Annotated in this window: 19 protein-coding genes; 10 read left to right on the top strand and 9 right to left on the bottom strand. The window is 74.3% G+C overall.

What is annotated here, in order from left to right:
- The first annotated feature begins 195 nt into the window (after positions 1–195).
- The 3 genes from xseA (at position 196) to KOV94_RS08345 (ending at position 2,736) form a co-directional block, all read left to right on the top strand.
- A complete protein-coding gene (xseA, locus tag KOV94_RS08355) occupies positions 196–1,449 on the top strand; it encodes an exodeoxyribonuclease VII large subunit (protein ID WP_124341486.1) in 1,254 nt (417 codons plus the stop codon).
- Positions 1,450–1,516: 67 nt separating this feature from the next.
- A complete protein-coding gene (locus KOV94_RS08350; protein WP_124341485.1) occupies positions 1,517–1,816 on the top strand; it encodes an exodeoxyribonuclease VII small subunit in 300 nt (99 codons plus the stop codon).
- On the top strand, positions 1,813–2,736 hold the full coding sequence (locus KOV94_RS08345) for a carbohydrate kinase family protein (protein WP_218051790.1): 924 nt from the start codon (positions 1,813–1,815) through the stop codon (positions 2,734–2,736). Before KOV94_RS08350 ends, KOV94_RS08345 begins: the two co-directional genes overlap by 4 nt.
- A 96-nt stretch (positions 2,737–2,832) precedes the next feature.
- On the opposite strand, the gene KOV94_RS08340 is transcribed toward KOV94_RS08345, so the two are convergent.
- Genes KOV94_RS08340 through KOV94_RS08325 form a run of 4 tightly spaced genes read right to left on the bottom strand, consistent with a single transcriptional unit; the run spans position 2,833 to position 7,249 of the window.
- A complete protein-coding gene (locus tag KOV94_RS08340) occupies positions 2,833–4,107 on the bottom strand; it encodes an ABC transporter ATP-binding protein (RefSeq protein WP_218051789.1) in 1,275 nt (424 codons plus the stop codon).
- A gap of 16 nt (positions 4,108–4,123) precedes the next feature.
- Positions 4,124–4,972 carry a carbohydrate ABC transporter permease gene (locus tag KOV94_RS08335; RefSeq protein WP_124341482.1) on the bottom strand — a complete coding sequence of 283 codons (849 nt, stop codon included), beginning with the start codon at positions 4,970–4,972 and terminating at the stop codon, positions 4,124–4,126.
- On the bottom strand, positions 4,972–5,943 hold the full coding sequence (locus tag KOV94_RS08330) for a carbohydrate ABC transporter permease (protein ID WP_124341481.1): 972 nt from the start codon (positions 5,941–5,943) through the stop codon (positions 4,972–4,974). Before KOV94_RS08330 ends, KOV94_RS08335 begins: the two co-directional genes overlap by 1 nt.
- 13 nt (positions 5,944–5,956) lie before the next feature.
- Positions 5,957–7,249 carry an extracellular solute-binding protein gene (locus tag KOV94_RS08325; protein ID WP_371852308.1) on the bottom strand — a complete coding sequence of 431 codons (1,293 nt, stop codon included), beginning with the start codon at positions 7,247–7,249 and terminating at the stop codon, positions 5,957–5,959.
- Positions 7,250–7,395: 146 nt separating this feature from the next.
- Between KOV94_RS08325 and KOV94_RS08320 the strand changes: the two genes are divergently transcribed.
- Positions 7,396–8,028 (top strand): carbonic anhydrase, encoded by a 633-nt coding sequence (locus KOV94_RS08320; protein ID WP_124341480.1) that lies wholly within the window; start codon positions 7,396–7,398, stop codon positions 8,026–8,028.
- Between the two features lie 39 nt (positions 8,029–8,067).
- Here the strand turns inward: KOV94_RS08320 and KOV94_RS08315 are convergent, their stop codons facing one another.
- A complete protein-coding gene (locus KOV94_RS08315; RefSeq protein WP_124341479.1) occupies positions 8,068–8,394 on the bottom strand; it encodes a DUF2087 domain-containing protein in 327 nt (108 codons plus the stop codon).
- Between the two features lie 53 nt (positions 8,395–8,447).
- On the opposite strand from KOV94_RS08315, the gene KOV94_RS08310 reads away from it, so the two are divergent.
- Together KOV94_RS08310 and KOV94_RS08305 are read left to right on the top strand one after the other, a co-directional pair.
- The gene (locus tag KOV94_RS08310) at positions 8,448–9,875 is read left to right on the top strand and encodes a class II fumarate hydratase (protein ID WP_218051788.1); all 1,428 of its coding nucleotides are present in this window, start codon (positions 8,448–8,450) and stop codon (positions 9,873–9,875) included.
- A 142-nt stretch (positions 9,876–10,017) separates the two neighbouring features.
- On the top strand, positions 10,018–10,581 hold the full coding sequence (locus KOV94_RS08305) for a dihydrofolate reductase family protein (protein WP_160142808.1): 564 nt from the start codon (positions 10,018–10,020) through the stop codon (positions 10,579–10,581).
- Positions 10,582–10,648: 67 nt separating this feature from the next.
- On the opposite strand, the gene KOV94_RS08300 is transcribed toward KOV94_RS08305, so the two are convergent.
- Entirely contained in the window at positions 10,649–12,298 is a 1,650-nt protein-coding gene (locus KOV94_RS08300) for an MFS transporter (protein WP_218051787.1), read from the bottom strand.
- Positions 12,299–12,373: 75 nt separating this feature from the next.
- Positions 12,374–12,997, bottom strand: coding sequence for a PadR family transcriptional regulator (locus KOV94_RS08295; RefSeq protein WP_124342907.1), 624 nt, complete (start codon positions 12,995–12,997; stop codon positions 12,374–12,376).
- Between the two features lie 207 nt (positions 12,998–13,204).
- Between KOV94_RS08295 and KOV94_RS08290 the strand changes: the two genes are divergently transcribed.
- The 4 genes from KOV94_RS08290 (at position 13,205) to KOV94_RS08275 (ending at position 21,216) form a co-directional block, all read left to right on the top strand.
- Complete coding sequence (locus KOV94_RS08290) at positions 13,205–16,546, top strand: FtsX-like permease family protein (protein ID WP_218051786.1); 3,342 nt, start codon at positions 13,205–13,207, stop codon at positions 16,544–16,546.
- Positions 16,543–19,401 (top strand): FtsX-like permease family protein, encoded by a 2,859-nt coding sequence (locus tag KOV94_RS08285; RefSeq protein ID WP_218051785.1) that lies wholly within the window; start codon positions 16,543–16,545, stop codon positions 19,399–19,401. Before KOV94_RS08290 ends, KOV94_RS08285 begins: the two co-directional genes overlap by 4 nt.
- A 106-nt stretch (positions 19,402–19,507) precedes the next feature.
- On the top strand, positions 19,508–20,497 hold the full coding sequence (locus KOV94_RS08280) for an ABC transporter ATP-binding protein (protein WP_200829720.1): 990 nt from the start codon (positions 19,508–19,510) through the stop codon (positions 20,495–20,497).
- Positions 20,494–21,216: an ABC transporter ATP-binding protein gene (locus KOV94_RS08275; protein WP_124343077.1), complete on the top strand. Its 723-nt coding sequence runs from the start codon at positions 20,494–20,496 to the stop codon at positions 21,214–21,216. The genes KOV94_RS08280 and KOV94_RS08275 overlap by 4 nt, the downstream gene beginning before the upstream one ends.
- Positions 21,217–21,301: 85 nt before the next feature.
- Here the strand turns inward: KOV94_RS08275 and KOV94_RS08270 are convergent, their stop codons facing one another.
- Positions 21,302–21,538, bottom strand: coding sequence for a TM2 domain-containing protein (locus KOV94_RS08270; RefSeq protein WP_218051784.1), 237 nt, complete (start codon positions 21,536–21,538; stop codon positions 21,302–21,304).
- A 210-nt stretch (positions 21,539–21,748) separates the two neighbouring features.
- The gene (phoH2, locus tag KOV94_RS08265) at positions 21,749–23,137 is read right to left on the bottom strand and encodes an RNA 5'-3' helicase PhoH2 (RefSeq protein WP_124343079.1); all 1,389 of its coding nucleotides are present in this window, start codon (positions 23,135–23,137) and stop codon (positions 21,749–21,751) included.
- Positions 23,138–23,148 lie beyond the last annotated feature (11 nt).

Below are 23,148 nucleotides of genomic sequence, written 5' to 3'. Positions count from 1 at the left end.
GCGGACGACCCCGCGCGGGTGTGCGTTCGCGCACCTCCACGCGACGTCCACGGGCCTCGCACGCGTCGACCGGACCGCGACCCCCTCATGACGCCCGCGTCGGGGACGTGAGCGGGCGTCATGAGGGGGTCGACGGCGCGGGGCAGGTCTCGGCCGACGACTGAGGTTGTCCGCGGTGTGGGGCAGGCTGTGCGGGTGAGCACCGAACCCCAGGAGCCCGCCGCGCGGCTGCCGCTGCCGCTGCGCGCGGCCGAGACGACGCCCGAGCGCCCCTGGCCCGTCCGGCACCTCGCGCCGAAGATCGCGGACTACATCGCGCGGATGCCGCCTGTGTGGGTCGAGGGGCAGGTGCTCAACCTCAAGCGCTGGAACACCATGTACTTCCTCACGCTGCGGGACACCGACCTCGACATGTCGCTGTCGGTCACCGCGCCCGCCGGTGCGATCCGACGGCTGGGCGACGCGGCGGCCGACGGCGCACACGTCGTGGTGCACGCGAGCCCGCGGTTCCACGCCAAGAAGGGCGACCTGACGTTCCAGGCCGACGACGTGCGCCTCGTCGGGCTCGGCGAGCTGCTCGCGCGCATCGAGCACCTCAAGGGCGTGCTGGCCGCCGAAGGGCTGTTCGACCCCGCCCGCAAGCGGCCGCTGCCCTTCCTGCCTGCGGTCGTCGGGCTCGTGTGCGCGCAGCAGGGCGACGCGGAGCACGACGTCGTGTCGAACGCGCGGGCGCGCTGGCCCGGGGTGCGGTTCGAGATCCGGCGCGTGACGGTCCAGGGGCCGCGCGCGGTGCCCGAGGTGTCGGCGGCGATCGCGGACCTCGACGCGGACCCGCGCGTCGAGGTGGTCGTCGTGGCGCGCGGCGGCGGGTCGTTCGAGGACCTGCTGCCGTTCAGCAACGAGACGCTGGTCCGGGCGGCGGCGGCGTGCCGGACGCCGCTCGTCTCGGCGATCGGGCACCACATGGACGCGCCGCTGCTCGACCTGGTCGCGGACTTCCGCGCGTCGACGCCGACGGACGCCGCCAAGCGCGTCGTGCCCGACGTGAGCGAGGAGCGGGCACGCGTGCTGCAGCTGCGGCACCGGTCGCGCGGTGCGCTCGTGCACCGGCTCACCCGCGAGCAGGCGGGCCTCGACCACTGGCGCAGCCGGCCGGTGCTCGCGCAGCCGACCGCGCTCGTCGACGGGCACGAGGCGCGCGTGCACGTGCTGCGCGACGCCGCCCGGCGGGCGCTGCACACCGAGCTCGTGCACGGCCGTGCGGAGGTCGCGGGGCTGGCGGCTCAGGTCCGGGCGCTCTCCCCCGCGGCGACGCTCGAGCGCGGGTACGCCGTCGTGCAGCGCGCCGACGGCGCGGTCGTGCGCGACCCTGTCGACGTCGACCCCGGCGACCGGCTGCGCGTCCGCGTCGCGCAGGGCGAGATCGCCGCGGAGGTCGTCACGCCCTGACGACGTCGGGCGTCCGGTCGGTGACGGACGGACGGGTGGGTCGGCGGCGGGTGGTTGACTGTGCGTCGTGCCGACGACGCCCTCCCGCAGCACCCCCGACAGCCCTCCGCAGCAGGACGCCGACGTGGCGGCGCTGACCTACGAGGAGGCGCGCGACGAGCTCGTCGCAGTGGTCGCCCGGCTCGAGGCCGGCGGGGCGTCGCTCGAGGAGTCGCTGCGGCTCTGGGAGCGTGGCGAGGCGCTCGCCGCACGCTGCCAGCAGTGGCTCGACGGCGCCCGCGAGCGCCTGGCCGCGGTGCGCGCGGCCGACGAGCCGACGTCCGGGTCGCCCACGACCCCCACGAACGAGCAGGAGGACGACCGGTGAGCGAGCGGGCCCTGGTGATCGGCGAGGCACTCATCGACGCGGTGCGTCGACCGGACGGCTCGCGCGCGGAGCACCCCGGCGGCAGCCCGGCGAACGTGGCGCTGGGCCTCGGTCGGCTGGGGCGCGAGGTCGACCTGCTGACCTGGCTCGGGCTCGACGCGGAGGGGGACGCGGTGCGTCGGCACCTCGAGGCGTCGCACGTGCGCGTGCTGCAGGGCGACCGCTCCCCCGCACGCACGCCCGTCGCGACCGCGCATCTCGACGCGCAGGGGGTCGCGACGTACGAGTTCGACCTCGAGTGGGACCTGCCGTCCACGTGGGACGAGCTCGCGGGCGACCCGGTCGTCGTGCACACCGGGTCGATCGCGGCGGTGCTGCAGCCCGGCGGCGCGCGCGTCGCGCACGAGGTGTCGCGGCGTCAGGGGACCTCGACCATCACCTACGACCCGAACCTGCGGCCCGCGCTCATGGGCTCGCCCGCGCACGCGCAGCCGTACGTCGACGCGCTCGTGCGGCTGGCCGACGTGGTCAAGGTCAGCGACGAGGACCTCGCGTGGCTGCACCCGGGCGTCGCGCCCGCGGAGATCGCCGAGGAGTGGAGCCGGTCGGGCCCCGCGCTCGTGGTCGTGACGCACGGCGGCGAGGGCGCGTTCGCGAGCACGTCGGCGGGGGCCCGCATCACGGTGCCGGCGCCGAAGGTCCAGGTCGCGGACACCGTCGGCGCGGGCGACTCGTTCATGGGCGGCCTGATCGACGGGCTGTGGTCCGCCGGGCTGCTGGGCGCGGACCGTCGCGAGGCGCTCCGCGACGTGGACGCGGCGACGGTCGAGCGCGTGCTCGAGCGCTGCGCGCGCATCGCCGCGATCACCGTGTCGCGCCCGGGCGCGAACCCCCCGACGTCGGCCGAGCTCGACGCCTGACGGCGGCCCGTCGCGACCTCCGCCCGCCCGGTCCGCGGGCAGCGCGGCGCGCCGTCGCCGTCGTCGGTGGACCGGCGACGCCGTCGCGCCTGACCGTCAGGCGGTCTTCGTGCGCTCCCGGTCGCGCTGCTCGCGCGCGTGCGCCCGCTCGAGCGACGCCTTGCGGTCCTGCTCGTTCTGCTCGTCGATCGCCTTCGCCTCACGGTCGTCGAAGGTGAGGTTCTCGCCCGTCTCGGGGTCGAAGACGAGGATCTTCGACGCGTCGAACCAGAGCGTGGCCCGGTCGCCGTCGCGGACGCGGGAGTCCGACGCGAGCGCCACGACGAGCTGCGTGCGCAGCCCCTCGCCGTCGAGGTCCCGGTCGAGCTCCTCGAGCTTGCCGCGCACCGACTCGTGCGTCTCGAAGGGGATGTAGGCGAACAGGTCGGAGCCGAGCCACTCGGTGACGTCGACGTCCGCCTCGAAGGTGACACCGCCGGTGCGGCCCTGCCGCTGCGCGACGGTCCCGTCCTCGAAGTGCTCGGGCCGGATGCCGACGATGACGAGCTGGCGGCTGCCGATGCGCGCGCGCAGGTCGTCGGTGAGCGGCACGTCGGCGAACGGCAGGCTCAGGGTGTCGCCGGAGAGCTCACCGGGCACGAAGTTCATGGGCGGCGAGCCGATGAACCCGGCGACGAACAGGTTGACGGGGTGCTCGTAGAGGGCGCGCGGCGACGCGACCTGCTGCAGCTCGCCCTTGCGGAGGACGGCGACGCGGTCGCCGAGCGTCATGGCCTCGGTCTGGTCGTGCGTGACGTACACGGTGGTCGTGCCCATGCGGCGCTGCATGCGGGCGATCTCGGTGCGCATCTGGCCACGGAGCTTGGCGTCGAGGTTGGACAGCGGCTCGTCGAACAGGAACGCGCGCGCGTCGCGGACGATCGCGCGGCCCATCGCGACACGCTGCCGCTGGCCGCCGGACAGGTTCGCGGGCTTGCGCTCGAGGTGGTCCTGCAGCTCGAGGGTCTCGGCGGCGAACCTGACCTTCTCGCGGATCTGCGCCTCGGTGAACTGGCCCTTGGTGAGCCGCAGCGGGAACGCGATGTTCTCGGCGACGGTGAGGTGCGGGTAGAGCGCGTAGTTCTGGAACACCATCGCGAGCTGGCGGTCGCGCGGCGCCTTCTCGTTGACGCGCTCCCCGCCGATCTTCAGCTCGCCGTCGGTGATGTCCTCGAGCCCGACGATCATGCGCAGCAGCGTCGACTTCCCGCAGCCGGACGGGCCGACGAGGATGACGAACTCGCCGTCGGCGATGTCGAGGCTCACGCCCTTCACGGCGTGGAAGCCGTCGGGGTAGCGCTTCTGGATGTCGGTGAGGGTGATCGCAGCCATGGAGGTCTCCTTCGGGTCAGCCCTTGACCGCGCCCTGGGTCAGGCCCGCGACGATCTGGCGCTGGAACAGCAGCACGAGGATGACGACGGGGATCGTGACGATCACCGCCGCGGCGGAGATGGCACCGGTCGGCTCCTCGAACTGGGAGGCGCCGGTGAAGAACGCGAGGGCCGCGGGCACGGGACGCGCGCGGCTCGTCGAGGTGAGCGAGATGCCGTAGACGAAGTCGTTCCACGCGATGAAGAACGCGATGAGCGCGGTCGTGAACACGCCGGGTGCGGCGAGCGGCACGATCGCCTTGCGGAACGCCTGCCAGCTGGTCGCGCCGTCGACCTGCGCGGCCTGCTCGAGCTCCCACGGGATCTGCCGGAAGAACGCGGCGAGCGTCCAGATGGAGATCGGGAGCGTGAGGGACAGGTACGGGATGATGAGACCCGCCCACGTGTCGTACAGGCCGATGTTGCGCCACAGGTTGAACAGCGGTGTGACGATCGAGATGACGGGGAAGATCGAGACGCCCAGCGCGGTCGTGAGGATCAGCCGCTTGCCGGGGAAGTCGAGCCGCGCGATCGCGTAGGCGGCGAGCGTGGCCAGCACGACGGCGATCGCCGTGGCGATGAGCGAGATGCCGATCGAGTTGCGCAGCGCCGGCAGGAACAGGTCCCGCGCGGACCCGTCGGGCCCGAGGATCTCGTTGTAGTTCGTCCACGTCCACTGCGACGGGAGGAACGTCCCCGTGTTCAGCTCGCTGGGCAGCTTGAACGACGTCGCCATGATCGACAGCACGGGGAACAGCGCGTAGGTCAGGACCAGGACCGTGATGACGGCCCAGGCGACCTTCATGCGGGTGGTCAGGGCGCTCATCAGCTCTCCCCCCTCGCGCCGGCGAGATCGACCTTGAAGAGCTTGATCGCGATCCAGCAGATGCCGATCACGGCCAGGAACAGCAGCACCGAGATCGCGGACCCGAGGCCGATCTCGAGTCTCCCGATGGACGTCCGGTAGGCCAGCAGCGACAGCACGGTGGTGCCCGCGGAGCCGTTCGTCATGATGAAGACGTTGTCGAAGATGCGGAACGCGTCGAGGGCCCGGAACAGGACGGCGACCATGATCGCGGCCTTCATGTTCGGCAGCGTGACCCGGCGCAGGCGCTGCCACCATGTCGCGCCGTCGACCTCGGCGGCCTCGTCGAGCTCGCCGGGCACCTGCGCCAGACCGGCCAGGAGCAGCAGCGAGATGAACGGCGTGGTCTTCCAGATCTCCGAGGCGATGATGACGAAGATCGCGGTGCCGAACTCGGCGAACCAGTTGAGGTTCTCGTCGATCCCCGGCACCCAGTCGAACCAGGTGTTCACGTAGCCGGAGTTGATGTCGAACGCGTAGAACCACGCGAACGCGGAGACGACGGTGATGATCCCGTAGGGCACGAGGATCGCCGTGCGCAGCAGCCCGCGCAGCCGCTTGATCGCCCGGTGCATGACGAGCGCGAGCGCGAACCCGAGGACGAGCTCGACCGCCACCGTGATCACGGTGATGAGCACGGTCACGCCGAACGCCTGCCACCAGACCGCGTCGGAGAGCACGACGCCGTAGTTCGCGAGACCGACGAACGAGCGGTCGTCCGGTGCGGTGAGCCGGTACCGGAACAGCGAGTCGTACATCGCCTGCAGGATCGGGTACAGCGTGACCGCCAGCATGACGACGAACGCCGGACCTGCGAGGTACCAGCCGAGCCGCGCCTCGGCTCGTGCACGGTCGGACCGCAGCGCCTTCGCGGATCGCCCGGCCGTGCCGCGGATCTCCGCCGCTGCGGGGGCTGTCGCCTGGCTCGTCATGACCCCTCCCCTCTCACAGCAGCTGGTCGCCGCGGAGGACCGCGGTGATGAAGTCGGTGGACTTCTGCGGCGTCGTGTCGGGGTTCACCGACGACGGCGGGTGCCACGTCTCCTGCAGACCGGACGACACCTCGTTGTAGTAGGGCGTCTGCGGTCGCGGCGCGGCCTGCTCGAGCGACTGGCGGATGACGGGCGCCATCGGGAACGCCTCGATCACCTGCGGGTCGTCGAAGGCCGTCGTGTTGGACGGCGGGTTGCCGTTCTCGACGAAGTAGTAGACCTGGTTCTCGGGCTGCACGATGCACTCGGCCGCGGCGAACGCCTGGTCGACGTACCGGCTGAACGCGCCGACGCCGAGGTTGATCCCGCCGTACGGCGGCCGGGACTCCTGCGCCTCGTCGACCTGCGGGTACAGCGCCCACCCGATGTCGTCGAGCACCGACTGCTCGATCGCGCCGTCCTCGACGCCGGCCTTGGTCGCGGGCCAGACGAACGGCCAGTTGACCATGAACGAGCCGCGATCCCCCTGGAAGATCGTCATCGACGCGTTCTCGTCCTCGGTCGGCAGCGCCGGCCCGGCGAGGTCGTCCTTGCCGATGGTGCCGATGATCTCGGCCGCCGCGCGCCCCGCGTCGGAGTCGAGGCCGAGCGTGAGCTCGTCGGCCGGGGCCTCGGGGTTCTCGAGGATCTGCCCGCCGGCCGACTCGACGAGCGCGTTGATCCAGACGGTGAGCGACTCGGCCTTGGCGCCCTGCACGCTGAGGTACTTGTCCTGGGACTTGGAGGCCTCCATGACCTGCTGCCACGTCACGGGTGCCGTCGCCGGGTCGAGCCCTGCGGCCTGCGCGACCGACTTGCGGTACCAGAGCAGCTGCGTGTTCGCCCAGAACGGGACCGTGACGAGCTTGTCGCCCCAGGTCGCGCCGTCGAGCGCGCCCTGCACGACGTCCTGCGAGACGCGCTGCGCGACGTCGTCGGGGATCGGCGCGAGGAACCCGGGCTCGGCGAGCTCCGGGATGAACGGCGGGTCGAGGCTCATGAGGTCGATCGACGTGTCCTTCGCGGCGAGCCGTCGGGCGAGCTGCTCGCGCTGCGAGGCGGCGTCGCGGGGCAGGACCGACACCTCGAGGCGGTACTCACCGCCCGCCTGGTCGGTGCAGCGGCGGGCGATCTCCGCCTGCCCGCCGTCGTCCGGGTTGATGTACCACGTGAGCACGGGCGGCCCCGACTCGGCCGCGCACGCCGCGAGCGGCGCGAGCAGACCGACCGCCGCCACCATCACGAGCGCTCTCGTCCGGCGTCGCACGAGCCACCTCCCCCGTCGGCGCAGCGTCGCGCCATGACCTTGCCTACTCCTGTCGTCGCAGGTCCGCCACGGGAACGCGGGTCGCGGGGCACCGTCCGCGACCGCCTGGCGGTCATCCGCTGCCGCCCGGGCGGGTTGCTGCCACCATGTCGGTCGTGCCGAACGTGACGCCCGCCGAAGCCTGGTCCGCACTGCGTGAGGGGAACGCCCGCTTCGTGCGCGGCGAGATGGAGCACCCGTCGCAGGGAATCGACCGCCGCGCCGAGCTCTCGACCGCCCAGCACCCGTTCGCCGTGATCTTCGGCTGCTCGGACTCGCGGGTCGCGGCCGAGATCATCTTCGACCAGGGCCTGGGCGACGTGTTCGTGGTCCGGACCGCCGGGCACGTGCTCGACACGACCGTCATCGGGTCGATCGAGTACGGCGTCGAGGTGCTGGGCGCGTCGCTCGTCGTCGTCCTCGGTCACGACTCTTGCGGGGCCGTCGCCGCCGCGACCGCCGCGCTGCAGGACGGCTCGCTCCCGCGCGGGTTCGTGCGCGCCGTCGTCGACCGCGTCATCCCGTCGATCGTCAACCTCGCGGGCGAGGGCGGCATCGGCAACGTCGACGCCGCGACGCTCGGCCACGAGCACGTCCGGCACACCGTGCAGATGCTCCAGGGCTACTCGGTGTCCCTCGCCGAGGCGATCGCCGAGGGACGCTGCGCGATCGTCGGACTCGAGTACACGCTCGCCGACGGCCAGGTGCACCTGACGGAGTCCGTCGGCGACATCGGCTGACCGCCCGCGCAGGGCGCAGCGGAACCCCCGGGCCGCGCGTCAGAGCCAGGAGTCCTCGGGGCCCGGGCGCGCGTCCGGCTCCTCGTCGTGGACCGTGAGGCGCTCGCGCCAGTAGAGGCCGCCGTCCTGCCGCCGACCCACCAGACCGGCCTCGACGAGGTCGCGGCGCAGGCGGACGGGGTCGTCGGACACCTCGGCGAGTCGCGCGGTCAGGGCCCGCTCGGGTGCGGCCTCGCCCGGTGCGAGCAGCCGGGCCGCGAGGTGCTCCAGGACGAGCGTGCGGTCGTCGAGGCGGCGCGGGGTACGGACCAGGCGGCCGTGCTCGAGGAACCTCTCGGCGGGGCACGCGGGCGTCGGAGACGTCATGTGGCCATCGTCACGCGTCCGGTGCTCCGGCGCCGTGCGGCAGGATGGACCGCATGACTTCCGCACCTGTCACGGGCACGTCGTCGTCGCCCGAGTTCCGGATCGAGCACGACACGATGGGCGAGGTGCGGGTCCCCGCGGCCGCGCTGTACCGCGCGCAGACGCAGCGGGCCGTCGAGAACTTCCCGATCTCCGGCAGCACCCTCGAGCGCGGGCACATCGAGGCGCTCGCCCGGATCAAGAAGGCCGCCGCGCGCGCGAACGCCGAGCTCGGCGTGCTGCCGCAGGACGTCGCCGACGCGATCGTCGCCGCCGCCGACGAGGTCGCGTCGGGCGCGCACGACGAGCACTTCCCGGTCGACGTCTACCAGACGGGCTCGGGGACCTCGTCGAACATGAACACGAACGAGGTGCTCGCGACGCTCGCGACGCGCGGCCTCGGTGCGGACGTGCACCCGAACGACCACGTCAACGCGTCGCAGTCGTCGAACGACGTCTTCCCGACGTCCGTGCACGTCGCCGCGACCGCGGGCGTCGTGCGCGACCTCGTCCCCGCGCTCGAGCACCTCGCCGCCGCGCTGCAGGACAAGGCCGACGCGTGGGCGACCGTCGTGAAGTCGGGCCGCACGCACCTCATGGACGCCACGCCGGTGACGCTCGGCCAGGAGTTCGGCGGGTACGCCGCGGCCGTCCGGTACGGCGTCGAGCGGCTGCAGGCCGCGCTCCCCCGCGCCGCGGAGGTCCCGCTCGGCGGCACGGCCGTCGGCACCGGCATCAACACGCCCGCCGGCTTCCCGCAGCGGGTCATCGAGCTGCTCCGCGAGGACACCGGGCTGCCGCTGACCGAGGCGCGCGACCACTTCGAGGCGCAGTCGTCGCGCGACGGTCTCGTCGAGCTGTCCGGCGCGCTGCGCACGATCGCCGTGAGCCTCACGAAGATCTGCAACGACCTGCGCTGGATGGGCTCGGGCCCGAACACGGGCCTGGGCGAGCTGTTCATCCCCGACCTGCAGCCCGGGTCGTCGATCATGCCCGGCAAGGTCAACCCCGTCGTGCCCGAGGCCGTGCTCATGGTCGCCGCACGCGTCGTCGGCAACGACGCGACCGTCGCGTGGGCCGGTGCGTCGGGCTCGTTCGAGCTCAACGTGCAGATTCCCGTCATCGCGTCCGCGGTGCTCGAGTCGATCCGCCTGCTCGCCAACGCGAGCCGCGTGCTCGCCGACAAGACCGTCGCGGGCCTCGAGGCGAACGAGGAGCGGGCCCGCGCGTTCGCCGAGTCGTCCCCGTCGATCGTCACGCCGCTCAACCGCGTCATCGGGTACGAGGCCGCCGCGAAGATCGCGAAGCACGCCGTGAAGAAGGGCCTGACCATCCGGCAGGCCGTCGTCGACCTCGGCTACGTCGAGCGCGGCGAGGTCACCGAGGAGCAGCTCGACGCGGCCCTCGACGTCCTCAGCATGACGCGCCCGCCGCAGGCGTGACCCCGCGCCCGACCGGTCGACCGCACCGGCCGGGCGCACCCCGACGAGTCCGGCCGCCCGGTCGGGTCGATCCTGGTGACGACCCGCCGGGCGGTCGCGCGTCCCCGTGCCGCCGCCCGGCCCTGACCCCCGGGAGGCGCCCGTGCGCACCGTCTACGCCTACGTCCTCGTGTCCCTCGACGGCTTCCACGCGGCACCCGACGGCGGCCTCGACTGGTTCACGACCGACGACGAGCTCGAGCGGTACTCCGCCGCGCAGGGCGACGCGATCGACACGATCGTCATGGGGCGTCGCACGTTCGAGCTCATGGCGTCGTACTGGCCGACACCCGAGGCGTACCGGGACGACCCCGTCGTGGCGGGCTTCATGAACGACCTGCCGAAGGTCGTGCCGTCGCGGACCCTGAGCGCGCACCCGTGGGGGCCGACCGAGTTCGTCGCCGACGACGTCGTGGGGCGGCTGCGCGCGCTCAAGGAGCAGCCCGGCAAGGACGTCGCCGTCTTCGGCTCGTCGACGCTCGTGGCCTCACTGCTGCCGACCGGGGTCCTCGACGAGCTGCGCGTGGTCGTGCAGCCGGTCGTCCTGGGGGCGGGCCGGCGGTTCCTCGACGGCGCCGGCGGCACGACGCTCGAGCGGCTGTCCGTCCGCGCCTTCCCGGCGGGCAGCACGCTCCTGACCTTCCGCCCGGTGCCCGCCGCGGGCTGACGACAGCAGACGGCCGGGCCGGGCGTGGTGACACCCGACCCGGCCGTGCACCGGCGCAGCCGCCGCGTCAGGCCTCCGCGCGCGCCGGCTCCGGCGCGGGCTGCGCGGGGTGGTGCGCGGGCCGGACCGCGTGCATCGCGAGGCACGCGACGAGGCCGAGCGCCAGGACCGCGACCGTGAGCAGCAGCGTCTGCGCGACGGCCGTCGAGAAGCCGGCGTGCACGGCCTGCGTCGCGGCGTCGGTGATCTGCCGCGCGACGTCCGCCGGGACCGAGTCGGGGAGCTGCGGTGCGGCCGCTGCGCCCGCACCCGTCGAGAACTGGTCGGGGTCGACGCGCGAGAAGCCGTCGAGGAACGCCTGGCGGGCCTGCTCGGGCAGCGCCGCGGCCTCGTCCTGCGCGGCCGCGGGGATCGCGATGCCGAGGCGCGACGACAGCATCGCGACGACGGCCGCCGACCCGATGACGCCGCCGATCTGGCGGTTCGTGTTGAACGCGCCCGCGCCCGCGCCCGCGTTGCGCTGGTCGAGCCCTGCGGTGGCGGTCGCGGCCAGCGGCGAGAAGAGCATGCCGGTGCCGATGCCGAACACCGTCATGGGCAGGACGAGCTGCCAGACGGGCACCTCGGGACGGATGACGGCCGCGAGCCACGCGACGACGACCACGAGGATCGCGAAGCCCGTCGCGACGATCCACTTCGCCGGGACGCGGTCGGACATCCGTCCGGCGACGGGCGCGACGACGCCCGAGAGCAGCGAGCCGCCGAGGCCGATGAGGGCCGCGTGGAGCGGCGACAGGCCGAGGACCAGCTGGGCGAAGATCGTGAACGGGAAGAAGATGCCGGTCATCGCGAACGTCACCGCGAAACCGGCGACGTTGGACAGCGAGAAGTTGCGCACGTGGAACAGGCGCAGCGGCATGAGCGCGTCGTCGCCCAGGTGCCGCTGCCACAGCACGAACCCGACGAGGACGAGCACGCCCAGGCCGACGATCTCCCAGATCGTCACCGGCCCGACGACCGTGCCCCAGTCGTAGGTGTCGCCCTCCTGCAGGCCGAAGACGACGAGGAACATGCCGAGCACGGACAGCACGACGCCGAGCCCGTCGAAGGTCCGCGCGTGCGTGGGCAGCGCGGGCAGGCGGCGCAGCGCGAGCCACAGCGCGACGACGCCGACGGGGACGTTGACGTAGAAGATCCACTCCCAGCCGACGGTCTCGACGAGCAGGCCGCCGAGCACCGGGCCGGTGATCGTCGCGACGCCCGCGACGGCGCCCCAGACACCCATCGCGGCGCCGCGGCGCGCGGGCGGGAAGACGCGCGTGATCATCGACATCGTCTGCGGCGTCATCAGTGCGCCGCCGACGCCCTGCACGGCCCGGGCGGCGATGAGCATCCCGATCGAGCCGGACAGGCCGCACCACAGCGACGCGAGCGTGAACACGACGAGACCGACGACGAAGACGGGCTTGGGGCCGAACCGGTCACCCAGGCGTCCCGTGACGAGCAGCAGGACCGCGAACGTCAGCAGGTACGCGCTGTTGACCCAGCCGACCTCGGTGAACGACGCGTCGAGCTCGGTGACGAGGGTGGGGACGGCGATGTTCACGATCGTGGTGTCGATCATGATCATGAAGAAGCCGAGGCACAGCGGCGGGAGCACGCTCCACGGGCTGCGCCCGTGCAGGTCGACGAGCGCGCGGGGCTGCTCGGTGGTCATGGGTCCTCCGGGGACGGTCGGTGCGGGGTGGGTGCGGCGCGGGGTCGGTGGCGTGGCGTGCCCCGACCTGCGGGGTCAGCGGCTGGTCGCGGTCGCCGCGGGGCGGCGGTGCCGGGCCTCGAGGAAGGCGGCGGGGAACGGGTCGTCCCAGCCGAGGGCGTCGTCGTCGAGCTCGGCGACGGTGCGGTCGAGCCACTCGACCTCGTGGCGCAGGTGTGCGACGTCGTGCTCGACGTCGAGCAGGTGGCGGCGCGGCAGGCCCTGCGCGCGCACGCGGGTGTAGGCGGACTCGAGCTCGGCGAGGCGCTCGGCCTCGCGCTCGCGGCGCCGGACGAGCGCGTCGCGGACGACGTCGCGCGGCAGGTCCACCGCCTCGGCGAGGCCGACGGAGAAGACGGGGTGGACCGGGTGGTCGTCGCCCAGGAAGCTCGCGAGCCGCCGCTCGTACGCGCTGCGGCCGGCGTCGGTGAGCCGGTAGGTGGTGCGCTCGGGGCGGTTGCCGCTGCGCTCGGTGCCGAGCGCCTCGACGAGGCCGTCGCGGGCCAGCCGCTCGACCGCGTGGTAGACCGCGCCGGGGTTGACGCGCACGAGCCGGGTGTCGCGGCGCTCGACGAGCGTCTGGAAGACGTCGTAGGGGTGCCGCGGGTGCTCGCGCAGGAGGCCGAGGACGAGGACGGCGACGGCGGACAGCTCGGGCACGCGTGTCTCCTTCCTCCGGTCGAACTATTCCAGCCGGAATATACAGACGAGTAGCCTCCGTCGCGATCCCCGCGGGCCGCCGACCGACTCCTCACCCCCTGAGTTGCGCAAGGTCACAGGTCGGTCTCGGACTTGCGGAATCGCTCCCACACCCGCCGAACGGCTGCTTAGCATCGACGCATCCCGCGCCCGTCGCCCCGTCGGCGCGTGCTGACGACGAGGTCCCCGGAGGCTCGATTGGGCTGGACGCTGCGCGTGCTGCGGCACCGCGCCGCCGCGCAGAGCACACTGCTCGCCGCCGTGCTCGCCGTCGCGCTCGTGGGTGCGACGCTGCTCGGCACGTTCGCGCTGCTGCTGCACACGAGCGAGACGCGGGCGCTCGGCGAGGCCCTGGGCCGGTCGTCCGCGACCGACACCGACATCGACGTGGTGCTCACGCTCGGCCGCGAGACGCCGGCCGAGGCGCTCCCCGTCGCCGACGACTACCTCGACGACCTGCTCGGCGGCGTCGACGCCGACCGGGAGCGGTGGCTCACGTCCGCGCTCTACCACGTCGGCACGGGCAACCGGATCGGCCTGCCGATGGCGTACCTCGCCTCCGAGCCGACGATCCCCGAGCACGCGACGCTGGTCGCCGGCACGTGGCCCGACGTCGCCGTCGACGCCGAGGGACGCGTGCCCGTCGCCGTCCCGCGCACCGCGGCCGACGCGCTCGGCTGGACGGTCGGCACGGTCCTGCCGGGGCGCAGCTCCGAGACGCGTCAGGACCTGCCGATGGTCGTCGTCGGCGTGCACGAGCTCGACGGACCCGGTGCGCTGTGGACGCGCGACCTGCTCGACGGCGCGCAGTTCCACCCGGCGTGGCCGATCCCGGGCACCTTCGGCTTCAACACGGCCCCGCTCTACGGCCCGCTCGTCACGGTCCCCGAGGCCCTCGCGGCCGGACCGGTGCAGGTCGCGAACGTGCGCGTCGTCGCCGCGCCGCACCTCGCCGACGCGCCCACGGCCGACGTCGACGCGCTGCGCACCGCGCTCACCGACGGGCAGGCCACCCTGAGCGCGGCCGCCTCGCCCGTCTCCACGGGGGCGCGGCTCGCGACCTTCCTGCCCATGACGATCGACGAGGCCGTCGCCGGGCTCGCGGTCACGCGGATCACGCTCGTGGTCGTCGGCCTTCTGCTCGTCGTCCTCGCGGTGACCGTCCTGCTGCTCGCGGCACGCCTGCTCGCCGAGCGCCGGGCGGCCGAGCAGACGCTCATGGCGTCGCGCGGCGCCACCACCGGCCAGATCCTGCGCCTCGCCACGATCGAGGCCGCGGGCGTCGCCGCCGTCACCGCGCTCGCCGCGCCGTGGCTCGCGCGCCTCACCTACGACGCGATCACGCGCCTCGACGTGCTGCGCGCCGCCGGCCTGCACCAGGACCCCGGGACACCCGTCTCCCTGTGGCTGACCTGCGCGGTCGCCGCGCTCCTGCTCGCCGGCGTGCTCCTGCTGCCGCTGCTGCGGCGGCGCGGCAGCGTCGTCGAGGCCGAGCAGCAGCTCGTCCGGCAGGACCGTCGCGGCGGGCTCGCACGCTCGGGTGCGGACCTCGCGATCCTCGTGCTCGCCGGGCTCGGGATCTGGCAGCTCCAGGGCTATCGCTCCCCCGTGCTCGCCGGCACCGGACCCGCCCGGATCGACCCTGTGCTCGTCACCGCGCCCGCCCTGCTGCTGCTCGCCGGCGCCGTGCTCACGCTGCGGCTGCTGCCGCTCGTCGCCGGACTCGGCGAGCGCGTCGCGTCGCGCAGCCGCTCGCTGGTCGTGCCGCTCGGCGCGTGGGAGGTCGGCCGCCGGCCCGCGCGCGCGTCCGGTGCCGTGCTGCTGCTCACGCTCGCCGTCGCGGTCGCCTCGTTCGCGCAGGCGTTCCTCGGGACGTGGCGGACCTCGCAGCAGGAGCAGGCCGACCTCGCGACGGGGACCGACCTGCGCCTCGACCGGCTGCCCGGCGCCCCGCTCGAGCAGTCGACCCGGGTCTCCGCCCTCGAGGGCACGACCGCCGTCAGCGCCGTCACCGACCGCCAGGTGGCCGTCGGTGGCTCGATCGACACGCTGAGCGACGCGCGCCGGCCGTGGGCTCAGCTGCTCGCGGTCGACACGACGCACGCGGACGCGCTGCTGCGCGGTCGCATCGACGGCGGCTGGGCGGAGGTCACCGAACGGCTCGCCCCCGACGAGCCCGCCACCGGGGTCGCGCTGCCCGGTCAGGTCCGCGCCCTCCTCGTCGACGTCGGCACCGACGCCAAGCCGTCGGCCGACGTCGTCGCCTCCGTCACGCTCGTCCTGCAGGACGCCCTCGGGGTCCGCACCCCGCTCGCCGTGCCCGTCACGCCGCACGTCGGGGAGGACGTCGACGACCTCCGTGTCGAGCTGCCCGAGGCCATCGAGGGGCTGTCGCTCGTCGGCCTGGTCGTCGACCTCGAGTCCGGGCAGGACGAGGACGCACCCGAGGACCGCGCGAGCCGCGTCCGCGGCGAGGCGTCCGCGATGACGGTCTCGCTCTCCGACCTCCGCGTCGTCGCGCCCGGCGCGGACGGCAGCGCGACCGGCGCCGTCACGCCCGTCGCGCTCGACAGCGCGGCCTGGGACGCCCGGCCCCCCGTGCTCGGGTTCCCGGAGCCGCCCGGCGTCGCGGTCGTCGACGGAAGCCTGCGCCTCGGCGTCAGCATGATCCCCGAGCTCCTGCGCGCGGGCGGCCTCACCTTCGCGGGCGCGACGTTCGAGGCGCCCGAGGCCGTGCCGGCGGTCATCACGGACACGCTCGCGACCGCCACGACGGCCGAGGTCGGCGACGAGGTCGCGCTCGACCTCGGGGACGGCCGCGCACTGGCCGTCGAGGTCGAGCGGATCGTGCCGTACCTGCCCGGGCACCCGCGCGGGTCCGCGCTGCTGGTCGACCGCGACGTGCTCTCGCGCGCCACGCTCCTGTGGGGGTGGGCCGACCCGATGCTCGACGAGTGGTGGTTCGAGGTCCCGGACGACCGCGTCGCCGACGTCGCCGGGGAGATCGTGCGGACCGAGCTGGGCGACCCGACCACACGCGTCGACGCGCGCGCGGTCGCGACCGACGGCCCGCTCCGGGTGGGCGTCCAGGCCGCGCTGTGGGTCGTGACGATCGCGGCGCTCGCGCTCGCGTTCGCCGGGTTCGCGATGAGCGCCACCGTGTCCGTCCGCACCCGACGGCTCGAGCTCGCGCGGCTGCAGGCGCTCGGCGCGCCGCGCGGCGGCATCGTCCGCGCCGTGCTCGTCGAGCACGGGATCATCGGCGTCCTCGGCGTGGCCGCCGGGCTCGCGATCGGCGGGCTGCTCGCGGGCGTCGTCGGACCGCTGCTCACGGTGTCCGGCCAGGGCCGCCGGCCGGTGCCGCGCCCGCTCGTCCAGTGGGAGTGGCCCGCGCAGGCCGTGCTTGTCGCGGTCCTCGTCGCACTGGTCGCGCTCGCGGTCGCCACCACGACGAACGCCCTGGTGCGCCGGGCGTCCGGCACGCTGCTCCGGCTGGGGGACGAACGATGACGACCACCACGACGCGGCCCGGCACGCCCGCCGCGGCGCCGCCCCCCGACCAGCGGGGCGGCGCGCTGCGCGCCGCGACCGCCCTCGCACCGCTCGTCAGCAGACGGCGCAGCCGGGACGACGCCGGTCTGCTCACGCTCGCGGCCGTGCTGCTCGCCGTCACCGTGCTGCTGTCCGTCGCACTCCCACGCCTGCAGGCGCGGACCGCCGACGCGACCGTGCGGGGCGTCGTCGCCGAGGCCGGCACGGATGCCGACGTCGCGATCCGGCTGCCGAACCGCGACGACATCGGCGCGCGCGAGCCCGACCCGGACGAGGCGACGCTCCTCGCCAACTCCGCGTCGGTGGTCTGGGGCGAGACGCCCCGGACCATCCGCGCGGTCACGTCGGCGCCGGTGACCGGCGTCGAGACGATCACGCGGACGGCGCGCGTCGCTGGCGCCGGCCAGGTCATGCGGCTCGTGCACGTCGGCAGCAACGAGGTCGGTGTCCCGCTCGTCCGCTGGGTCGAGGGCACCGCGCCGGCGGCGTCGGTCTGGGCCGCTCCGGTCGAGGACACCGGCAGCACGGGACCCGCGATCATCGACAGGCCGGCGCCTGAGCGCGAGATCCAGGTCGGGCTCGCCGCGCGCACGGCCGAGGAGCTCGGTATCGACGTCGGCACCCGCTTCCCCCTGACGCTGCCCGCTCCGGGCCGCGTCGTCGCGCACGTCACCGGCCTCTTCGAGCCGATCGACGCGACGGCGGCGCAGTGGCAGACCTACGACGACCTGCTCGCACCGTTCCCGGCCGCGACGGGAAGCAAGGCCGAGAACCGCGTCGCCTACCTCCTGTCCGACGAGTCGCTGGCCGACGCGATGGCGGCGCTGCAGGTCACCGCGATCTCGCGGCTCGTGCGGCTGCCGGCCGAGCCCGAGGCGTTCTCCGAGCGGGGCGCCGCGACCGTCGCGCGCGACCTCTCGGTCCTGCTCGCCACGCCCGGCACCTATGCGACGCCCGACGGGCAGCCCGGCATCGAGACGGACCTGCCGGCCGTGCTCGACGACGCCGTCGACCGGCTCACCGCCGCCCGCGCGCAGGCCTCGGTGCTGCTCGTGGGTCTCGCGACCGTCGGCGCGCTCGCGCTCGTGCTCGCCGCACGGCTGCTCGTCGGGCGGCGCGAGGGTCTGCTGCTCGCCGAGCGCGCACGCGGCGCGTCCGTCGCGTCGGTCGTCGTGCGGGCGCTCACCGAGAGCGTCCCCGTCGGCCTGGTCGCCGCCGCGACCGGCGCCCTCGTGGCCGTCCTCGTGGTCCCCGGCACCGAGGGCAGCTGGCTCGTGGCCGGCCTGGTCGCGGTCGTCGCGATGGTGGCCCCGGCCGTGGCGTCGGCGCTCGTCGTCCGGCGCGCGTGGACCGGCGCACGCCAGCCCGCGAACCGCAGCGACCGCGAGCGGGTCGCCCGCCGGCAGGGCGCCCGGCGCGTGACCGCGGAGCTCGCGCTCGCGGCGATCGCCGCCGCCGCGGTCGTCTCGGTGCGCGGTCGCGGGCTCGTCCCGTCGAGCACGGGTGACGTCGACCTGCTGCTCGCCGCGGCCCCGGCCCTTCTCGCGGCCGCCGCGACCGTGCTGGCCGCACGCGTCCTGCCGCCCGTGCTCCGCGGGCTGTCGCGCGCCGCGACCCGGCGGCGCGGCCTGGTCGGCGTCGTCGCGTCCGCCCGCGCCGCGCGCGCGACCGGCACGCTCGTGCCGATCCTCACGCTCACGACGGCCGTCGCGCTCGTCGTGTTCAGCGGGACGACCGCCGTCACGGTCCGTGCGGGACAGCTGACCGCCGCCGACGTCGTCGTCGGCGCGACCGTCCGGCTCGACGGCTCGGTCTCGACCGAGGAGGTCGACCTGCTGCGCACGGCGCCCGGCGTCGATGCCGTCGCGTCGGCGTCCGAGCGGATCGGACGGTCCTTCGGGCAGTCGAGCGGCGTCAAGGCGCGCGTGCTCATGGTCGACGCGGTCGACATGGCCCGCGTGCTCGAGGCGCGCGGCGAGCCGTCCGACGGATGGGCGCGGCTCGCCGAACCCTCCACCGCAGGCCTCCCGGCGCTGCTGACGCCCGATCTCCTGCGGACCGCGCAGATCCTCGAGCCCGAGTTCATGGCCGCCGACGGGTTCGTGCCGATCGACGTCCAGGGCACCGTCGACGACGTGCCGCGCGTCGTGCCGCTCGACGACGAGGCGTTGGCCGAGCTGCAGGCGGGGGGCACGGACCCCGCGTTCGTGGTCGACCGTGCGCGCTACCAGGAGGTCGTCGGCTCTGCCGTCCCGCTCCAGACCGTGTGGGTGCAGGGAGAGGGAGCGGCCGCCGCCGTCCGGGACGCCGGGCTGGAGGACAAGGCCGGCGTCAAGGTGACCGTGCGCGAGCAGTGGCTGGATTCCGCCCGCTCGTCACCGGTCGGTGCGGGTCTCACGATCCTGCTGCTCGGGTCCGCGGCCGTCCTCGCGATGTACGCCGCGGTGGCCCTCGCGCTCACCGTCGTCGCGACGTCCCGCGAACGCGGGCGCACGCTCTCGGCGCTGCGCACGCAAGGCCTCGACGCCCGCACGGCCCGCGCCCTCACGCTCGGCGAGCTCGCCCCGCTCGCCGTGGTCTCCGTCCTGGCGGGCACCGCGATCGGTGTCGTCGTCCCGTGGGCGCTGACCGACGCGCTCGGGCTGGACCTGCTGACCGGCGCGCCCGGCACCGCCGAGCTCCGGCTCACGTGGGTGCCCGTCGCGGGTGCGGCCGCCGTCATCGCCGTGAGCCTGGTCGCCGCCGTGCTCGTCGAGTCGGCCGTGCGCCGGCGCGACCGGCTCGGCGAGGTGCTGCGGGTCGGTGAACGATGACCGCCCCACCGCGGCGCCACGCCGCCCCACCCGTCCCGTCCCCGCTCCTGCCCCGTCCCCCTCGGAGGTCCTCGTGAACGCCACGCCGACGGCACTCGCGCCGACGCTGGGCACGCTGGAGGAGCGCGCCCGGCAGCGCACCGGCGCGTTCGGGGAGGACGCGCTCATCGTGTGCGACTCCCTGGTCCGCATCTACCAGTCCGAGGGCGTCGAGGTGCAGGCGCTGCAGGGCCTCGACCTGCTCGTCGAGCAGGGCGAGCTCGTCGCGATCGTCGGCGCCTCGGGCTCGGGCAAGTCGACGCTGCTGTCCGTGCTGTCGGGCCTCGACGTGCCGACGGCCGGCCGGGTGCGCGTCGGGCCGTGGGACCTCATGTCGATGTCGGCCAAGCAGCGCGTCGCGTACCGGCGGTCGATGGTCGGGTTCGTCTGGCAGCAGACGGCCCGCAACATCGTCCCGTACCTGACCGCGGCGGAGAACGTGGAGTTCCCCCTCGCCCTGGCGGGTGCGCGGCGTCGGGTGCGGCGCGCGCGGGCAGCGGAGCTCCTCGACGTGCTCGGCGTCGGCTACTGCGCCGACCGCCGCCCGTCGCAGATGTCGGGCGGCGAGCAGCAGCGCGTCGCGATCGCAGTCGCGCTCGCCAACAGCCCCCAGGTGCTGTTCGCCGACGAGCCGACCGGCGAGCTCGACACCGCCACGTCGCACGACGTCCTCGAGGGGCTGCGGACGGTGAACCGCGAGCTCGGCACGACCGTGGTCGTCGTCACGCACGACTCGAGCGTCAGCGAGCACGTGCAGCGCACCGTCGCGATCCGCGACGGCCGGACCAGCTCCGAGGTCGTGCGGCGCACGCACACCGCCGACGACGGCACCGAGCACGTCGTCGCCGAGGAGTTCGCGGTCCTCGACCGCGCGGGCCGCGTCCAGCTCCCCCGCGAGTACCGCGAGGCGCTCGACCTGGTCGGCAAGGTCCGGCTCGCGCTCGAGTCGTCGCACGTGAGCGTGTGGCCCGACCGCCTGCCGCCGGACCGCCCGCAGGAGCCCCCGACGCGCACCGGTCGCCACCGCGCCGTCCCCGCCCACGAGGAGCAGCAGTGACCACCACGACCGCGGCCCTCCGGGGCGGCGCCGCACCGGCCGGCGTCCCCCTCGTCAGCGTCGAGCACGTCGGCCGCACGTACGGCACGGGGAGCGCCGCGGTGCACGCGCTCCAGGACGTGTCGTTCACGATCGCACCGGGCGAGCTCGTCGCCCTCGTCGGACGCTCGGGCTCCGGCAAGACGACGCTCCTCAACATCATCGGCGGGCTCGACAAGCCGGACGAGGGACGCGTGGTCGTCGACGGGCGCGAGGTGTCGTCGCTCGACGAGGGCGGCCTCGTCGAGCTGCGGCGCGACGTCGTGTCGTTCGTCTTCCAGACGTTCGGGCTCGTGCCCGTGCTGTCGGCGGCGGAGAACGTCGGCGTGCCCCTGCGGCTGCGCAAGCTGCCGACCGCGGACCGCGAGGCGCGCGTCGAGCTGCTGCTCGACCTCGTCGGGCTGGGCTCGCACGCGCAGCAGCGACCCGGCGAGATGTCGGGCGGTCAGCAGCAGCGCGTCGCGATCGCCCGCGCCCTCGCGAACTCGCCGCGCCTGCTGGTCGCCGACGAGCCGACCGGGCAGCTCGACACCGAGACCGGCACGGCCGTGATGGCGCTGCTGCGGGCCGTCGTCGAGGCCGAGGGCATGACGGCGATCGTCTCGACGCACGACCCGCTCATGATGTCGCTCGCCGACCGCGTGCTGCGGATCGCGGACGGGCGCCTCGTCGAGGGCTGACCCCGAACCGGGGCGGACGACCGCGCCAGGCAGCACGACGGCCCCCGACCAGCGCGGTCGGGGGCCGTCGTGCGTGCTCAGCGGGTCACGTCCACTGCGTGAGGACGCGGCCCTCCTTGTCGGTGAACCTGCCGATGATGAGGATCACGAGGTCGATGAGGGTCCAGATGCCGAGGCCGCCGAGGGTCACGAGCATGAGGACGCCGGTGCCGATCTTCCCGACGAAGAAGCGGTGCACACCGAGCGTGCCGAGGAAGAAGCAGAGCAGGACCGTGGGGAGCAGCAGCTTCGGGCTGGTGCCGGTCGCGACGGGAGCGGTCATGGGAGGGCCTCCTGGAGGGGTGGACGGCGCCGGCGACGCTGTCGGCGCCGCATCGGTCGAGCGCACAGTAGTGAGTCCCGACACCACGCGTGGCCGTTTCGCCAGGTGACTTCGCGCGACGTCCCCCGTCCGGGGCAGCGACGCACGCGACGGCCGGCCGCGGTCGTGCTGCGGCCGGCCGTCGTGGCTCGGAGGTCGGTCGGGCGTCGGTCAGACCTCGATGCCCTCCAGCAGCTCCGTGACGAGCGCGGCGACCGGCGACCGCTCGGAACGGGTGAGCGTCACGTGCGCGAACAGCGGGTGCCCCTTGAGCGCCTCGATCACGGCGGCGATCCCGTCGTGCCGCCCGACGCGCAGGTTGTCGCGCTGCGCGACGTCGTGCGTGAGGACGACGCGCGACGACTGGCCGATGCGCGACAGCACGGTGAGCAGCACGTTGCGCTCGAGGGACTGGGCCTCGTCGACGATGACGAACGCGTCGTGCAGCGAGCGCCCGCGGATGTGCGTGAGCGGCAGCACCTCGAGGATGTCGCGGTCCAGGACCTCCTCGACGACCTCCTTCGACACCAGCGCGCCGAGCGTGTCGAAGACCGCCTGCGCCCAGGGACTCATCTTCTCGGCCTCGCTGCCGGGCAGGTAGCCGAGCTCCTGGCCGCCGACGGCGTACAGCGGGCGGAACACCATGACCTTGCGGTGCTGACGCCGCTCGAGCACGGCCTCCAGACCGGCGCACAGCGCGAGCGCGGACTTGCCGGTGCCGGCGCGGCCGCCGAGCGAGACGATGCCGACCTCCTCGTCGAGCAGCAGGTCGATCGCGACGCGCTGCTCGGCGCTGCGGCCGTGCACCCCGAAGACGTCCTGGTCGCCGCGGACGAGCTGCACGTGCTTGTCGGCGGTGACGCGTCCGAGCGCCGACCCGCGCGGGCTGTGCAGCACGAGCCCGGTGTGGCAGGGCAGGTCGCGCGGCGCCGTGACGAGGCCCGACGAGTCGTAGTCGGCGACGTCCGCGAGCGCGAGCGACTCGTGCTCCCAGAGGTCGGCCATCTGCTGCTCGGTGAGGTCGAGCGCGTCCATCCCGGTCCAGCCGGAGTCGACCGCGAGCTCGGCGCGGTACTCCTCGGCGCGCAGGCCGACCGCAGAGGCCTTGACCCGCATGGGCAGGTCCTTCGAGACGACGGTGACGTCGCGGCCCTCGGCGGCCAGGTTCGCCGCGACGGCCAGGATGCGGGTGTCGTTGTCGCCGAGCCGGAAGCCCGCGGGCAGGGCGCTCGGGTCGGTGTGGTTGAGCTCGACGCAGAGCGTGCCGCCCTGGTCGGTCATGGGCAGGGGGTGGTCGAGCCGGCCGTGCTTGATGCGCAGGTCGTCGAGCATGCGCAGCGCGCTGCGGGCGAAGTAGCCGAGCTCGGCGTGGTGCCGCTTGGCCTCGAGCTCGGTGATGACGACGACCGGGAGGACGACGTCGTGCTCGGCGAAGCGCAGGATCGCCCGCGGGTCGGACAGGAGCACCGAGGTGTCGAGCACGTAGGTGATGCGCCCGGACGTGTCCGGGGCCTCGGTTCCGTGCGACGTGCCCGGGGTGTGCTGTGCGGTGCTGACCACGGCAGGCTCCC

Source organism: Cellulomonas algicola (assembly GCF_019024305.1).
GTDB classification, from domain to species: Bacteria; Actinomycetota; Actinomycetes; order Actinomycetales; family Cellulomonadaceae; genus Cellulomonas; species Cellulomonas algicola.
Note: the sequence above shows the minus strand (reverse complement) of the source record. Positions and strands in the feature narration are given on the sequence as shown.